Annotated in this window: 14 protein-coding genes and 1 pseudogene; 12 read left to right on the forward strand and 3 right to left on the reverse strand. The window is 61.5% G+C overall.

Translation table 11 applies throughout. The features are described 5' to 3' along the window. The first annotated feature begins 216 nt into the window (after window positions 1–216). The 8 genes from gcl to K5Y35_RS27185 all read left to right on the forward strand — a co-directional run bounded on the left by gcl (window position 217) and on the right by K5Y35_RS27185 (window position 9872). Window positions 217–1992, forward strand: coding sequence for a glyoxylate carboligase (gcl, locus tag K5Y35_RS27150; protein WP_123465839.1), 1776 nt, complete (start codon window positions 217–219; stop codon window positions 1990–1992). Window positions 1993–2081: 89 nt separating this feature from the next. After that, window positions 2082–2864 carry a hydroxypyruvate isomerase gene (gene hyi, locus K5Y35_RS27155; RefSeq protein WP_123465837.1) on the forward strand — a complete coding sequence of 261 codons (783 nt, stop codon included), beginning with the start codon at window positions 2082–2084 and terminating at the stop codon, window positions 2862–2864. A 202-nt stretch (window positions 2865–3066) separates the two neighbouring features. After that, the gene (locus K5Y35_RS27160) at window positions 3067–3960 is read left to right on the forward strand and encodes a 2-hydroxy-3-oxopropionate reductase (protein WP_222833395.1); all 894 of its coding nucleotides are present in this window, start codon (window positions 3067–3069) and stop codon (window positions 3958–3960) included. A 161-nt stretch (window positions 3961–4121) separates the two neighbouring features. Further along, on the forward strand, window positions 4122–5396 hold the full coding sequence (locus K5Y35_RS27165) for a glycerate kinase (protein WP_222833396.1): 1275 nt from the start codon (window positions 4122–4124) through the stop codon (window positions 5394–5396). Beyond that, on the forward strand, window positions 5393–6808 hold the full coding sequence (gene pyk, locus K5Y35_RS27170) for a pyruvate kinase (protein ID WP_222833397.1): 1416 nt from the start codon (window positions 5393–5395) through the stop codon (window positions 6806–6808). Before K5Y35_RS27165 ends, pyk begins: the two co-directional genes overlap by 4 nt. A 200-nt stretch (window positions 6809–7008) precedes the next feature. Further along, window positions 7009–7923: an urea transporter gene (locus K5Y35_RS27175; protein ID WP_186748451.1), complete on the forward strand. Its 915-nt coding sequence runs from the start codon at window positions 7009–7011 to the stop codon at window positions 7921–7923. A gap of 21 nt (window positions 7924–7944) precedes the next feature. Continuing rightward, complete coding sequence (locus K5Y35_RS27180) at window positions 7945–8769, forward strand: ion transporter (RefSeq protein WP_123465825.1); 825 nt, start codon at window positions 7945–7947, stop codon at window positions 8767–8769. A gap of 104 nt (window positions 8770–8873) precedes the next feature. Continuing rightward, window positions 8874–9872 carry a sulfate ABC transporter substrate-binding protein gene (locus K5Y35_RS27185; RefSeq protein WP_123465824.1) on the forward strand — a complete coding sequence of 333 codons (999 nt, stop codon included), beginning with the start codon at window positions 8874–8876 and terminating at the stop codon, window positions 9870–9872. A 514-nt stretch (window positions 9873–10386) separates the two neighbouring features. Here the strand turns inward: K5Y35_RS27185 and K5Y35_RS27190 are convergent. Next, entirely contained in the window at window positions 10387–11007 is a 621-nt protein-coding gene (locus K5Y35_RS27190) for a DUF5666 domain-containing protein (protein WP_222833398.1), read from the reverse strand. Between the two features lie 242 nt (window positions 11008–11249). Here K5Y35_RS27190 and K5Y35_RS27195 point away from each other — a divergent pair, with 242 nt between their 5' ends. Continuing rightward, on the forward strand, window positions 11250–12437 hold the full coding sequence (locus tag K5Y35_RS27195; protein WP_128615909.1) for an MFS transporter: 1188 nt from the start codon (window positions 11250–11252) through the stop codon (window positions 12435–12437). A gap of 63 nt (window positions 12438–12500) precedes the next feature. Here the strand turns inward: K5Y35_RS27195 and K5Y35_RS27200 are convergent. Beyond that, window positions 12501–12623 (reverse strand): annotated as a pseudogene (locus tag K5Y35_RS27200) (type II toxin-antitoxin system HicA family toxin); the annotation flags it as partial. Between the two features lie 219 nt (window positions 12624–12842). Between K5Y35_RS27200 and K5Y35_RS27205 the strand changes: the two are divergent. From K5Y35_RS27205 to K5Y35_RS27215, 3 genes are read left to right on the forward strand one after another with little or no spacing between them, the layout of a single operon-like run. Beyond that, complete coding sequence (locus tag K5Y35_RS27205; protein ID WP_222833399.1) at window positions 12843–13499, forward strand: peroxiredoxin-like family protein; 657 nt, start codon at window positions 12843–12845, stop codon at window positions 13497–13499. A gap of 27 nt (window positions 13500–13526) precedes the next feature. Continuing rightward, window positions 13527–14246, forward strand: a complete 720-nt coding sequence (locus K5Y35_RS27210) for an SDR family oxidoreductase (protein WP_123465816.1) — start codon at window positions 13527–13529, stop codon at window positions 14244–14246. Window positions 14247–14303: 57 nt separating this feature from the next. Beyond that, window positions 14304–15191, forward strand: coding sequence for a LysR family transcriptional regulator (locus tag K5Y35_RS27215; protein ID WP_222833400.1), 888 nt, complete (start codon window positions 14304–14306; stop codon window positions 15189–15191). Window positions 15192–15503: 312 nt separating this feature from the next. On the opposite strand, the gene K5Y35_RS27220 is transcribed toward K5Y35_RS27215, so the two are convergent. Continuing rightward, window positions 15504–15908, reverse strand: coding sequence for a hypothetical protein (locus tag K5Y35_RS27220; RefSeq protein ID WP_128615814.1), 405 nt, complete (start codon window positions 15906–15908; stop codon window positions 15504–15506). Window positions 15909–15926: the final 18 nt, after the last annotated feature.

Below are 15926 nucleotides of genomic sequence, written 5' to 3' on the forward strand. Positions count from 1 at the left end.
CGCAGCTCGATGCAACAAATAGAACACAATGAGTTATTTTTTTGTATACAATAATTCTCGAAAAGCGCCACATGCGACGAAAAGCCACAGTAGATAAGGCTTCCGACGAATGAAACAGGCGCTTGAGAAAATGGATTGACCTGCGCCGTCCGCCGTGAATACACTCTGCGCAAAGCCACTTGTATACAATTACAAAACGTAAAGAGGCACAAAACCATGAGCAAAATGAGAGCAATCGAAGCCGCCGTTCTGGTGATGCGCCGTGAAGGGGTTGATACCGCCTTTGGCATTCCCGGCGCTGCGATCAACCCGCTGTACTCCGCCTTGCAGAAAGTCGGTGGCATCGATCACGTCCTCGCTCGCCACGTCGAAGGCGCGTCGCACATGGCCGAGGGTTACACCCGCACCAAGGCCGGCAACATCGGCGTGTGCATCGGTACTTCCGGCCCTGCCGGTACCGACATGGTCACCGGGCTCTACAGCGCCTCGGCCGACTCGATCCCCATCCTCTGCATTACCGGCCAGGCACCCCGCGCCCGTATGCACAAGGAAGACTTCCAGGCGGTCGACATCACCAGCATCGTCAAGCCCGTCACCAAGTGGGCGACCACCGTTCTGGAGCCGGGCCAGGTGCCTTACGCGTTCCAGAAAGCTTTCTATGAAATGCGCTCCGGCCGTCCAGGCCCAGTGCTGATCGACCTGCCGTTCGACGTGCAGATGGCCGAGATCGAATTCGACATCGACGCTTACCAGCCGCTGCCGCTGGCCAAGCCGACTGCGACCCGCGTTCAGGTTGAAAAAGCTTTGGCGTTGCTGGATCAGGCCGAGCGTCCATTGCTGGTGGCCGGTGGCGGCATCATCAACGCCGATGCCAGCGATCTGCTGGTTGAATTCGCTGAGCTGACCGGGATCCCGGTGATTCCGACCCTGATGGGCTGGGGCACCATCCCGGACGATCACCCGCTGATGGTCGGCATGGTCGGTCTGCAGACGTCGCACCGTTACGGCAACGCGACGATGCTGAAATCCGACGTGGTACTGGGCATCGGTAACCGCTGGGCCAACCGTCACACCGGTTCGGTCGATGTGTACACCGAAGGTCGCAAGTTCATTCACGTCGACATCGAAGGCACGCAGATCGGCCGCGTGTTCACCCCGGACCTGGGCATCGTGTCCGACGCTGCTGCCGCACTGACCGTGTTCATCGAAGTGGCGCGTGAATGGCAAGCCGCCGGCAAGCTGAAAAACCGCTCTGCCTGGCTGCAGGATTGCCAGCAGCGCAAGTCCAGCCTGCACCGCAAGACCCACTTCGACAACGTGCCGGTCAAGCCGCAGCGCGTTTACGAAGAGATGAACCAGGTGTTCGGCAAAGACACCTGCTACGTCAGCACCATTGGTCTGTCGCAGATTGCCGGCGCGCAGTTCCTGCACGTCTACAAGCCGCGTCACTGGATCAACTGCGGTCAGGCCGGCCCGCTGGGCTGGACCATTCCGGCAGCACTGGGCGTGGTCAAGGCCGATCCGAGCCGTAAAGTCGTGGCCCTGTCGGGGGACTATGACTTCCAGTTCATGATCGAGGAGCTGGCGGTCGGCGCTCAGTTCAAACTGCCGTACATCCACGTTGTGGTGAACAACTCGTACCTGGGCCTGATCCGCCAGGCACAGCGCGGGTTCGAAATGGACTACTGCGTGCAGCTGTCCTTCGATAACCTGAACGCGCCGGAACTCAACGGTTACGGGGTTGACCACATCGCAGTCGCCGAAGGCCTGGGCTGCAAGGCGCTGCGTGTGTTCGAACCCTCGGAAATCGCCCCTGCCCTGCGCAAGGCCGAACAGATGATCGAAGAGTTCAAGGTGCCGGTGATCGTCGAAATCATCCTGGAGCGTGTGACCAACATCTCCATGGGGACCGAGATCAACGCCGTCAATGAATTCGAAGACCTGGCGCTGGTCGGCAACGATGCGCCAACGGCGATTTCGCTGCTCGACTAAACGTAATTGGCCCCCTCCTCCTCCGGGAGAGGGGACTTGATCGCGTTCAGTCTGATCAACCGTGTCACATGCGTTTTTAGGAGACCACCATGCCGCGTTTCGCAGCCAACCTGTCCATGCTGTTCACCGAACAGGATTTCCTTGCCCGTTTCGACGCCGCCGCCAAGGCCGGTTTCAGTGGTGTGGAATACCTGTTCCCGTACGACTTCAGCTCCGCCGAAATCAAGGCCAGGCTCGATGCCAACGGTCTGACCCAAGTGCTGTTCAACCTGCCGGCCGGTGACTGGGCCAAGGGCGAGCGCGGTATCGCCTGCCTGCCGGACCGGGTTGAAGAATTCCGCGCCGGTGTCGATCTGGCGATCGCCTATGCGCAAGTGCTGGGCAACACTCAGGTCAACTGCCTGGCCGGTATCCGCCCGCAAGGCGTCGACGATGCCACCGTCGAAAGAACCTTCGTCGCCAACCTGAAATACGCTGCCGACAAGCTGCAGGCAGCGGGCATCAAACTGGTGATGGAAGCGATCAACACCCGCGACATTCCGGGCTTCTACCTGAACAACACGGCGCAAGCCCTGTCGATCCGCGAGCAGGTCGGCAGCGCCAACCTGTTCCTGCAATACGACATCTACCACATGCAAATCATGGAGGGCGATCTGGCCCGCACCCTGCAATCGCACCTGGGCGAGATCAACCACGTGCAGCTCGCGGACAACCCGGGGCGCAACGAGCCGGGCACTGGCGAGATCAACTACCGCTTCCTGTTCGAACACCTCGATCGCATCGGCTATCAGGGTTGGGTGGGTTGCGAGTACAAGCCGCTGACCACCACTGAAGCGGGCCTCGGCTGGCTGAAAACCCACAACGCAATCTGATTGACCACGCATAGCCCGTGTGGCGAGGGGATTTAGCGAATCGTCGCACCGCCCCGTTCGGCTGCGCAGCAGTCGTAATAGCTACACCCGCGCATTGCAAAAAATCTGGGGCAGCTTTGCTGCCCATCGGGGATAAATCCCCTCGCCACAAAAGCTCACCGACTCGGTGTTGGGAGCAAGACAAAAACAAGAGGATTTTCTCATGGCTAAAATCGGATTTATCGGCACCGGCATCATGGGCCACCCAATGGCGGCAAACCTGCAGAAAGCCGGTCACAGCCTGTTCCTGTCGGCGCACCACGACGCCGCGCCTGCCGACCTGGTTGCCGCTGGCGCCGTCGCCCTGGCCAACCCGCGCGAAGTGGCGCAGGAAGCTGAATTCATCATCGTCATGGTCCCGGACACCCCGCAGGTCGACGACGTGCTGTTCCGCGCCGACGGCGTTGCCGCCGGTATCGGCAAAGGCAAAGTGGTGATCGACATGAGCTCGATCTCGCCGACCGCCACCAAGGCCTTCGCCAAGAAGATCAACGAAAAAGGCGCGCAGTACCTCGACGCCCCGGTATCCGGCGGTGAAGTCGGCGCCAAGGCGGCGACCCTGAGCATCATGGTCGGTGGCGACGCCGATGCGTTCGAACGCGCACTGCCGCTGTTCCAGGCCATGGGCAAGAACATCACCCTGGTCGGTGGCAATGGCGACGGTCAGACCGCCAAGGTCGCTAACCAGATCATCGTCGCGCTGAACATTCAGGCCGTGGCCGAAGCGCTGTTGTTCGCCTCGAAAAACGGTGCCGATCCGGCCAAGGTGCGTGAAGCACTGATGGGCGGTTTCGCTTCGTCGAAGATCCTCGAAGTGCACGGCGAGCGCATGATCAAGGGCACCTTCGATCCGGGCTTCCGCATCAGCCTGCACCAGAAGGACCTGAACCTGGCCCTGCAAGGTGCCAAAGAGCTGAACATCAACCTGCCGAACACCGCCAACGCCCAGCAAGTGTTCAGCACCTGTGCGGCCATCGGTGGCAGCAACTGGGACCACTCGGCGCTGATCAAAGGTCTGGAGCACATGGCCAACTTCTCGATTCGCGACAAAAAATAAGCCACTGCCCCACCGCTTAAAACCTGTGGGAGCGAGCTTGCTCGCGAAGAGGGCGTGTCAGTCGACATGGATATTGACTGATCCATCGCTTTCGCGAGCAAGCTCGCTCCCACAGGGATCTCTACCGCCCTTTCGAATAACAAGAATTCCGGGAGCCCGCCATGTCGGTCGATCCGCAACAACTGCTGCGCGAGCTGTTTGCCACAGCCATCGACGCGGCCCATCCGAACCAGGTCCTTGAAGCTCATCTGCCTGCCGATCGCACTGGCCGAGTCATCGTCATCGGCGCCGGCAAAGCGGCCGCCGCGATGGCGCAAGTGGTCGAGCGCTGCTGGCAGGGTGACGTCTCGGGCCTCGTGGTGACCCGTTACGGTCACGGCGCCCCGTGCGAAAAAATCGAAGTGGTCGAAGCCGCGCATCCGGTGCCGGACGCTGCCGGTCTGGCCGTGGCCAAACGCGTGCTGGAACTGGTCAGTAACCTGACTGAAGACGACCGTGTGATCTTCCTGCTCTCCGGTGGCGGCTCTGCCCTGCTCGCCTTGCCGGCCGAAGGCATCACCCTCGCCGACAAGCAGTCGATCAACAAAGCCCTGCTCAAATCCGGCGCAACCATCGGCGAGATGAACTGCGTGCGCAAGCACCTCTCGGCGATCAAGGGCGGGCGTCTGGGCAAGGCCTGCTGGCCAGCCACGGTGTATACCTATGCGATTTCCGATGTGCCGGGCGACCTCGCCACGGTCATCGCGTCCGGCCCGACCGTGGCCGATCCAGGCACGTCTGCCGAAGCACTGGCGATCATCAAACGCTACGGCATCGAGATTCCCGCTTCCGTGCGTAACTGGCTGCAAAGCCCTGAGTCGGAAACGGTCAAACCCGGCGATCCGAGTCTGGCGCGCAGCCACTTCCAGTTGATCGCCCGCCCTCAGCAATCGCTGGATGCCGCTGCGGTGAAATGCCGCCAGGCCGGTTTCAGTACGCTGATCCTCGGCGACCTCGAAGGCGAGTCGCGCGAAGTGGCCAAGGTCCACGCCGGCATCGCCCGCCAGATCATCAACCACGGCCAGCCATTGGCGGCGCCGTGCGTGATTCTCTCCGGCGGCGAAACCACCGTGACCGTGCGCGGCAATGGCCGTGGCGGACGCAACGCCGAATTCCTCCTCAGCCTCACCGACAGCCTCAAGGGCCAGCCCGGCGTCTACGCCCTGGCCGGTGACACCGACGGCATCGACGGCTCGGAAGACAACGCTGGCGCGATCATGACCCCGGACAGCTACGCCCGCGCCGCCGCCCTCGGTTTGAGCGCCAGCGACGAGCTGGATAACAACAACGGTTACGGCTACTTCAAGGCGCTCGATGCGCTGATTGTCACCGAGCCGACCCGCACCAACGTCAACGACTTCCGCGCCATTCTGATCCTCGAGAGCTCTAAATCATGACGCCTGATAAAAAGGTCAAAATCCTCGCCACCCTCGGCCCTGCCGTCGATGGCATCGAAGACATCCGTGAGCTGGTCGAGGCCGGGGTCAATATCTTCCGCCTGAACTTCAGCCACGGCGATCACGCCGACCACGCCAAGCGCTATCAGTGGATCCGCGAAGTCGAGCGCCAGCTCAACTATCCGCTGGGTATTCTGATGGACCTGCAAGGGCCAAAACTGCGCGTCGGCAAGTTCGCGGAGGGCAAAGTGCAGCTGCATCGCGGCCAGGCGTTCCGCCTCGATCTGGACGCCACGCCCGGTGACGAACGCCGAGTGAATCTGCCGCACCCGGAGATCATCGCCGCGCTCGAAGCCGGTATGGATCTGCTGCTCGATGACGGCAAACTGCGCCTGCGGGTGGTCAGCAAATACACCGACGCGATCGACACCACCGTGCTCAACGGCGGTGAGCTCTCCGACCGCAAAGGCGTGAACGTGCCGCAAGCGGTGCTCGACCTGAGCCCGCTGACCGCCAAGGATCGCCGCGACCTGAGCTTCGGCCTCGAGCTGGGGGTGGACTGGGTGGCGCTGTCGTTCGTGCAACGTCCGCAGGACATCATCGAAGCCCGCGAGCTGATCGGCGACAAGGCCTTTTTGATGGCGAAAATCGAGAAGCCGTCGGCGGTTGAGCAACTGCGTGAAATCGCCGAGCTGAGCGATGCGATCATGGTCGCCCGTGGTGACCTTGGCGTGGAAGTGCCGGCGGAAAGCGTGCCGCAGATCCAGAAAAACATCATCAGCACCTGCCGCGAACTGGGTAAACCGGTGGTGGTGGCGACGCAGATGCTGGAGTCGATGCGCTTCTCCCCGGCGCCGACCCGCGCCGAGGTCACCGACGTCGCCAACGCCGTGGCCGAGGGTGCCGATGCGGTGATGTTGTCGGCGGAAACCGCGTCCGGTGAATACCCGCTGGAAGCCGTGCAGATGATGAGCAAGATCATCCGTCAGGTGGAAAACGGCCCGGACTATCAGACGCAGCTCGACGTCAGCCGACCAAAGGCTGAAGCGACCGTATCCGACGCGATCAGCTGTGCGATCCGCCGCATCAGCAACGTGCTGCCGGTGGCGGTGCTGGTCAACTACAGCGAGTCGGGTGCATCGACCCTGCGTGCGGCCCGGGAACGGCCGAAAGCGCCGATCCTCAACCTGACGCCAAACCTGCAGACCGCACGCCGCTTGAGTGTCGCGTGGGGGATTCACTCGGTGGTCAACGATCGCCTGCGTCAGGTCGACGAAGTCTGCTCGACCGCGCTGGAGATCGCCCAGGCCCAAGGCATGGCCGAGCGCGGCGACACGCTGCTGATCACCGCTGGTGTGCCATTCGGGCAGCCGGGGTCGACTAACTCGCTGCGTATCGAAACCTTGATCTAAAGAAAGCTACACAACCTGTGGCGAGGGGATTTATCCCCGTTCGGCTGCGCAGCAGTCGTCGCTTTTAAGGGTATGACGGTTTCCACAGAGAAACCGCATTCTCCGATGGGGGGCCGCTTCGCAGCCCAACGGGGATAAATCCCCTCGCCACAGTTATTTGCAAGACCTTTTGATTTTCCAACTGCCCAGATTTTCTCGACATGCCTGCCAATCATTTCAACACCCACTGCCCCGACTGGGCCGAGGCTTTGCTCAACGGTTTCAGTCAGATATTCCTCCAGCGCCATCCTTTGTGCGGTCTGTTGTGCCTGTTGGCGATCCTGCTGACGGCACCGGTGCTGTTCGCCGGCGCGCTGCTCGGTGCCGTCGCCGGGTTGCTCACTGCACAGCGGCGCAACTACGCCAAGGCGGATCGCCAGGCCGGATTGTTCAGTTACAACGGCGTGCTGCTCGGTTTGTTGCTGAGCCTGTATTTCCCCTGGTCGCCGCTGCTGCCGCCACTGATTCTGGCGGCTGGCGGCCTGAGCGCGATGCTCACTCAGCAGTGGCTCAAACATGTGTACCGCAGCCGGTCGATACCGGCCTACACCTCGCCGTTCGTGGCGATGAGCTGGATGTTGCTCCTGTTCGCCGAACCGTCCGCGCCAATGGCACACATCGAGATGAACACGCTGAACCTGCTCGCCGCTGAACTGCGTGGATTGGGTCAGGTGATGTTCCTCGGTCATCCGCTGGCCGGCGCATTGGTCGCCGCCGGTCTGCTGGTCGCGGATCGCCGTGCGTTTGCCTGGGCGCTATTGGCTTCAGCCATCGGCCTCGGTTCCAGTCTGCTGCACCATGAAACCCACGCGGCGTTGCTCGGCCTCGGCAGCTACAACGCCGTTCTCGCCGCCCTCGCCTTCAGTGGTCAGCGCCAACAGCCGTGGTTGCCGCTGCTCGGTATCGTGCTGGCATTGCTGGTGACGCCGCTGTTCGCCGCCATCGGCCTGGCGACGCTGACGGCGCCGTTCATCCTCGCCGGCTGGCTGATCCGCGCCGGGATCCAGGTGCTCGGCAAAGCGGCCGTGGACGGCACGCCTTGCGTACAGGGGGAGAATCAACCTAGGCTGCGCTGATCTTTAATTCAGGCGTTATCCATGGACAGCAACAACGGTTGGCGTGAACGGCTTTACGTCATGATTTTCCAGAGTGACACCCTCGCCGGGCGGCGCTTCGACGGCACCTTGCTGTTGATCATCCTCGCCAGCCTGGTGGTGGTGATGCTCGACAGTATCGACAGCATTCACCAGAACTACGCCGATGTGCTGGCCTACATCGAGTGGGGCTTCACCATCATTTTTCTCGGTGAGTACATCCTGCGGTTGTACTGCTCACCGAAACCGTTGCGCTACGCCTTCAGTTTCTACGGCCTGGTGGATCTGCTGGCGATCGTGCCGGGGATTCTCGCGCTGTACTACAGCGATGCGCAGTACCTGCTGATCATCCGGATCATTCGCATGCTGCGGATCTTCCGCGTGCTCAAGCTCAGCCCGTACCTCAAGCAAGCCAACTACCTGATGTCGGCGCTGCGTGGCAGCAAGCAGAAGATCGTGGTGTTTCTGGTCAGCGTCTGCACCCTGGTGACAGTGTTCGGCACCCTGATGTACGTGATCGAAGGCCCGGAACACGGCTTCACCAGCATCCCCAAGGGCATCTATTGGGCTATCGTGACCCTGACCACCGTCGGCTTCGGCGACATCGTGCCGAAGACCCCGTTGGGCCAGGTGATTTCGTCGCTGGTGATGATCACCGGTTACTCGATCATCGCCGTGCCGACCGGGATTTTCACCGCAGAACTGGCCAACGCCATGCGCGGCGAACAGCTGCAACACGACTGCCCGGTGTGCAAGAAAAACAGCCATGAACATGGCGCGGCGTTCTGCTCCCGTTGCGGCAATGCACTGTTCAAGAAAATGGAATAAGCACAGAGCTTTTTAATCTTTAAGCGACTATGCGTGCCCCGTTATAGTCGCTGGCAAAACGGTATCCCCCCCGACCGCTATCACGACACAACAAGGAATGCGCAGTGAAAAAACTCTTTGGCGCCTCACTTCTCGCCGCCGGTCTTGCCTTTGGCAGTGTGGCGCAAGCCGCACCGCCCCTGCTCAACGTCTCCTACGACGTGATGCGCGATTTCTACAAGGACTACAACACTGCCTTCCAGAAACACTGGCAAGCCGAGCACAACGAGAACATCACCGTGCAGATGTCTTTCGGTGGCTCGAGCAAACAGGCACGTTCGGTGATTGATGGCTTGCCGGCTGACGTCATCACCATGAACATGGCGACCGACATCAACGCCCTCGCCGACAACGGCAAACTGGTCCCGGAAAACTGGGTCACCCGCCTGCCGAACAACAGTGCGCCGTTCACTTCGGCCACCGTGTTTATCGTGCGCAAAGGTAACCCGAAAGCCCTGAAAGACTGGCCGGACCTGCTCAAGGACGGCGTGCAGGTAATCGTGCCGAACCCGAAAACCTCCGGTAATGGCCGCTACACCTACCTGTCGGCCTGGGGCTACGTGCTGAAGAACGGCGGAGACGAGAACAAGGCCAAGGACTTCGTCGGCAAGCTGTTCAAACAGGCGCCGGTGCTCGACACCGGTGGCCGCGCCGCGACCACGACGTTCATGACCAACCAGATCGGCGACGTGCTGGTGACCTTCGAGAACGAAGCGGAAATGATCGCCCGCGAGTTTGGTCGCGATCAGTTCGAAGTGATCTACCCGAGCGTCTCTGCCGAAGCCGAACCACCCGTGTCGGTGGTCGACAAAGTGGTCGACAAGAAAGGCACCCGCGCTGCGGCGGATGAATACCTGAAGTACCTGTGGTCGCCGGAAGGCCAGGAAATTGCCGCCGCCAACTACCTGCGTCCACGGGACCCGGCGGTGCTGGCGAAATACACTGACCGCTTCCCGAAAGTCGATTTCCTCTCGGTCGAGAAGACCTTCGGTGACTGGCGATCGGTGCAGAAGACCCACTTCAATGATGGTGGGGTTTTTGACCAGATTTATACCGGCCAGTAAGGCTTGAGTGACAACGAAAAAGGCGACCCTCTGCGGTCGCCTTTTTTTGTGGAAGCCTGCCCCTCACCCCAGCCCTCTCCCGGAGGGAGAGGGGGCCGACCGAGGTGTCTGGCGTCAGACATCGACCTGAAATATCGAGTCGATTATGCGGTCGCCCAAGCAGTTTCAGCTCGGTGCACCTCTCAAGCATCGCCCAATCAGTCCCCTCTCCCTCTGGGAGTGTTGGGAGAGGGGGCCGACCGAGGTGTCTGGCGTCAGACATCGACCTGAAATATCGAGTCGATTATGCAGTCGCCCAAGCAGTTTCAGCTCGGTGTACCTCTCAAGCATCCCCCAAGCAGTCCCCTCTCCCTCTGGGAGTGTAGGGGGCCGACCGAGGTGTCTGGCGTCAGACATCGACCTGAAATATCGAGTCGATTATGCGGTCGCCCAAACAGTTCCAGGTCGGCGTACCTCTCAAGCATCCCCCAATCAGTCCCCTCTCCCTCTGGGAGAGGGTTAGGGTGAGGGGCTTTTACATCGGTGGAGTGACGCCATCCTTGCCGGCGGAAATCGATTGCGCGGTCAGCGTGCCATCCGGGCCCTGGGTCACGAAGGTGACAATCTTCACCCCGACCTTGAGCAAACTGCGATCCCCCGGCGTCAGATTGACGATCGGCACATCCTCCGGCACCAGGATCCTCTGCTGCCCGCCCTTGTAATTGACGGTCAGCACCCGCCCATTACTCACCACCAGATCACCGACGCTGCCATTGGTCATGCTGCTGCCCCTGGCCAGGTCGAACGGCCGATGGCCGTCGCCACTGCCGGCCAGTTCCGGCGGGAATACGTGCACTTCAAGGGCCTTGAGCGTGCCATCCTCCTGGGGCATGGCCGCCGAACCGATGTAGCTGCCGGGTTTGATGTCTTCGATATTTGCCAGCGTGACGGCGCGGACCTTGGTGTCGGCGGTCAACTGGATGACCACGTTTTCGCCGCTGTTGACGTGGACTTTCAGCGCCTCGGCGCTGACCCCGGTGATCTCGCCGCGCACACCGATGCGCATCCCCGGGGCGTCCGCGGCCTGTACGCTGGCCGTGCCAAGCAGGCTGATCAAGGCAATGGTTACGGTGTGGCGAAGCCTCTGACGAAACATTGCAATCCTCCGGTCATGAATGTTGAACAAGCCGCTGCAAACATAAGCACGCTATCGAAGAAGATGTAAGTGAATGTATCATCGCCTTTCAACGGTCGGACGCAAAGTCCACCGATGGATGCCCCCTGACAGAAGCCAGTCATTCCGCAACGGAATAATTGATATCAACCGAAGGCTTCTTCTGCGCACCCGGTTTGTCCCTTAGCCTCACCGCATCCCCTTTCGCCGGATCGAGAAATCTTATGACCGCCACTACACACGCAATGACCCGAGGCATGGTGCTGCTGTTCGCCTTCTGCTGCGGCGCCATCGTCGCCAACATCTACTACGCACAGCCAATCATCGGCCTGATCGCCCCGGACATCGGCCTGTCCGACACCATGGCCAGCTTCATCGTCTCGCTCACGCAGATCGGTTATGCGCTGGGCCTGTTCTTTCTGGTGCCGCTCGGCGACCTGCTGGAAAACCGCCGGTTGATGATCATCACCACCGTGGTGGCGATTGCCAGCCTGCTCGGCGCGGCATTCACCAGTCAGCCGAATGTGTTCCTGCTGATTTCATTGCTGGTGGGCTTCAGTTCGGTGTCGGTGCAGATCCTGATTCCCCTCGCCGCGCATCTGGCGCCGGAAGAATCCCGTGGCCGGGTGGTCGGCGGGATCATGGGGGGTCTGCTGCTGGGTATCCTGCTGGCGCGGCCGGTGTCGAGCGTCGTGGCTGACCATTTCGGCTGGCGCGCAATGTTCATGATTGCTGCCGCGTTGATGGCGGCGATCAGCGTGGTGCTGGCGTTGACCGTACCCAAGCGTCAGCCGGATCACAGCGCTTCTTATGGCCAGTTGATCGGTTCGTTGTGGACCCTGCTGCGCCAGCAACCGGTGTTGCGTCAGCGCGCGTTTTATCAGGGCTGCATGTTCGCCACGTTCAGCCTGTTCTGGACGGCGGTGCCGCTGGAACTGGCGCGCAACCATGGTCTGTCGCAAAGCGAAATCGCGATCTTCGCCCTGGTTGGTGCCATCGGGGCCATCGCCGCCCCCATCAGCGGGCGTCTCGCGGATGCTGGACACACTCGCATCGCCTCGCTGCTGGCCATGCTGTTCGCCAGCCTGAGCTTTCTGCCGGCCTTCATTCACCCGGCCTACAGCGTGATCGGCCTGGCCGTCACCGGCGTGGTACTCGACTTCTGCGTGCAGATGAACATGGTCCTCGGCCAGCGCGCTGTCTATTCGCTGGACGCCAAAAGCCGCGGTCGCCTGAACGCCCTGTACATGACCAGCATCTTCATCGGCGGCGCCTTCGGCTCCTCGGTCGCCAGTGCGGTGTACGAACATGGCGGCTGGTTGTGGATCGTGATTGTCGGCAGCGTGTTCCCGCTGCTGGCGCTGTTGCGGTTTCTGAGTGTCTCGCAGCGTGGTGCATTGGCAACGGCGTAAGACGTCAACGCATCGCGAGCAGGCTCGCTCCCACAGGTTGCTGACTGGACCTGTGGGAGCGATGACGCTTAATACCGAACCAACTGGCGGGTTGTATCGGTGCCTGAAGATGTGATGACTGCCGGTAACCCGATCCAGCGTCCAGCCTGCCTCCTCCAGCTCCTTGATCAATAGCCTGCTCTGCACCCACCGCCTCCTTGCCTCGGCCTGTTAAAAGCAACCCTGGAGTTATCTTTACTCAAGCACAGAAATCTACGGAGTGACGTCCGGCTGTTTTACCGAATGTGATGAACGGCCCCATTCCCCCCAGGCATGAGTGCTATGCCACGCGCCTGTGTTCCGCCGCACTCGCCTCACGGTCAATCTTGAATCCAGCCACTACCGGCGCTCCTTGGGACTTCGACCATGACCCTGCAAGCAAGACTCGACGCGTTCAAAGCCGACTTCAAGGCCGGCAAGCCCCCTTACAACGCCCCCGCCGACATTCACCCGGTGATGGAGCGCGCCACCGCCGAGCTGATCGCCTCCGGCGCGGCAAACCGTGCCTTGAAAGTCGGTGACATGGCGCCGCTGTTCACCCTGAAAGACCCCGAAGGCCATCCCGTATCGTCGGCGGATCTACTGGCGCAAGGGCCGTTGGTGTTGACGTTCTATCGCGGTGTCTGGTGCCCGTACTGCAACCTGGAATTGCAGGCGTTGCAGGCCTTTCTCCCGTCGATTCAGCACGCCGGCGCCAGTCTGCTGGCCATTTCGCCGCAGATCGCGGCCAACAGCCGCAAGTCGCAACGCATCAACCAATTGCAATTCCCGATCCTCAGCGACCCGCGCAATGACGTGGCGGCGGCGTTCGGCCTGCGTTTCGAATTACCGGACTACCTGATCGAGCTGTACAAGAACCTGCGCAACGACCTACCGACCTTCAACGATGATCCAGCGTGGACATTGCCGATGCCGGCCCGTTTTGTGATCGGTCAGAATGGCGTGATTCGTTACGCCGAGGTCAACCCGGATTACACTCAGCGTCCCGAGCCTGAAGCGATGCTGGATGCATTGCGCGGCTGATCCGATCCCCTGTGCCCAGGAGTTGCCATGACCCGACGTACCTTCCTCATCACCGGCGCCAGCAAAGGCATAGGCCGGGCGCTGGCCGAGCATCTGGACCGTGCCGGACATCGGGTGGTGGGGATTGCCCGCCAGCCTGACCTGAGCTTTCCGGGCATCCTGTTTCCACTGGATCTGAGTGATCGCAAGCTGACCGGCGAGGTACTGGCGGAACTGGCACGCACCTATGAATTCGACGGGCTGGTGAACAACGTCGGACTGGTACGACCGCAGGCCTTGGGCGACATTGATCTGGACGCGTTCGACGAGGTCATGCGGCTCAATCTGCATTCGGCGTTGCAGGCGACTCAGGCGCTGTTGCCGGGGATGCGCACGCGGGGCTGGGGTCGGGTGGTGAACATCTCCAGCCTGACGGTGCTGGGCATTACTCAGCGTACAGCCTATGCCGCAGCGAAAGCAGCGCTGGTCAGCTTTACCCGTTCGTGGGCGCTGGAACTGGCGCAGACCGGCATCACCGTGAACGCCGTCGCGCCCGGACCGACCGAGACCGAGCTGTTCCGCGCCAACAATCCGCCCGGCAGCGAAGGCGAAGCGCGCTATCTGGCCGGGGTGCCGATGGGCCGCCTGGGGCAGCCGGAGGAGATCGCCGCGGCGATCGCGTTTCTGTTGTCCGAGCAAAGCGGGTTCATCACCGGGCAGACATTGTTTGTCGATGGCGGCGCCTCTGTGGGCAAAGCCGCGTTCTGAGCAACACCTTATTGCCCGGTGGGGTTACGACAACTTTCAGACTGCACAGGAATACCGATGGACCGTCTCGCCGCCATGGAAACCTTCGTCTGCGTCGTTGAAACCGGCTCGTTTTCCGCCGCTGCCCGGCGCTTGAATATCGGCCAGCCGGCTGTGTCGAAGACCATCGCTCTGCTGGAAAAGCGCCTGGCCGTCAGCCTGTTGCTGCGCTCGACCCGCGGCCTGACCCCGACCGAAGCCGGGCTGGCCTATTTCGAGCGGGCCAAACGTGCCATCGACGAAGCCGACGAGGCCGACAACGCCGCCCGTGGCAGTGCAGGCGGTTTGAGCGGCAACTTGCGCATCAGCGCGGCGGTGACCTTCGGCCGTCTGCACATCGTTCCGCACCTGGGGGCGTTTCTCGATCAGCACCCGCAACTGAACATCGACCTGATGCTCGACGATCGCAACATCAACCTCGTCGAGGAAGGCATCGACGTCGCCCTGCGCATGGGCGCATTGACCGATTCGGGCCTGACCGCGCGCAAGATCGCCGATTGCCGCCGCGTGGTGCTCGGCACCCCGGCGTACTTCGCCAGACACGGCGAGCCGAACTGCCCTGCCGATTTGAGTAAACACCAGGCCGTCGTCTACAACCTCGGCGGCGGCAACACCTGGCAGTTCGCCAAAGGCGCGGAACGACAATCGGTCATTATCAGTGGTCGCCTGCGCGTCAGTGCGGCCGAGGGCGTGCGCGAAGCCGTGCTGGCCGATCAGGGCCTGACGCTCGCCTCCGAATGGATGTTCGCCCCGGAACTGGCCAGCGGTGCGGTGAAGACCGTCATGCCCGACTGGACCCTGCCCGACATGGATTTATGGGCGGTGTTTGCGACGGGAAGGATGGCGAGCGCCAAGGCGCGGGCGTTTGTCGAGTACGTGCAAGGGTTGCTGGCTAGCGAACATTAGCACCCAGCGCTTCGTTTATTGCGATTTTCGTTTATTCGAATAAGGTCCCGACATCCCTCCTTTGCGAATGCCGGAACACCCCGTGTCGATCATCACCCATCCGCGGATTCGGCTACGGCCAGCGCTGCCGCTCAACAGCAACGATCACACTTGAAATTTCCAGCGCTGGACGTCGAACCTTTTCTCAATCTGCTACAGCGCCAAGGCCTGATTCAATCGGTGCAGGCATTGCGCAAGTTCGGCGCAATGCTCTGAAGACTCGCCCCCGAAACGCGGACAAAAAACGGCGATCCAAAGATCGCCGTTTTTTCATTACTGCCCGAACTGTTTGCCCAATCCCGGCGGCACGCCGTGGATGTTGGTGTCTTCCCACGGACCGTTGGGGCTGATCGAGCGGCTCCAGCCGTTGTTCCAGCGGTAGTAGGTGCGCTGGCGGTAGAAAGTGTTGGGCTGGTCGTCGAGGACATAGACGCCGAGCTTCTGATCCCAGTGGCTATTGCCACCCGGTGGCGGGGCGAAGCTGGCCGAGGTGCGTGGCACCGGTTTGGACGGTTTGGCCGGGATGCTTTTGCCAGGGGTTGGCGAGGTGGACGGGGTCGGGCTCGGCTGGGACGGCGGAATCGGCGGCAGATTGGTGGTCGGTTCCGGTCGTTGCACCGCACATGCACTCAAGCCCAGGGCCAGTGTGAGGACTGTGATTCGGGCGATGGTGTGCATGGCGGTGCTTTCCTGTTG

It is taken from the genome of Pseudomonas sp. SC3(2021) (genome assembly GCF_019856535.1).
In the GTDB taxonomy this organism is placed as follows: Bacteria; Pseudomonadota; Gammaproteobacteria; order Pseudomonadales; family Pseudomonadaceae; genus Aquipseudomonas; species Aquipseudomonas monsensis.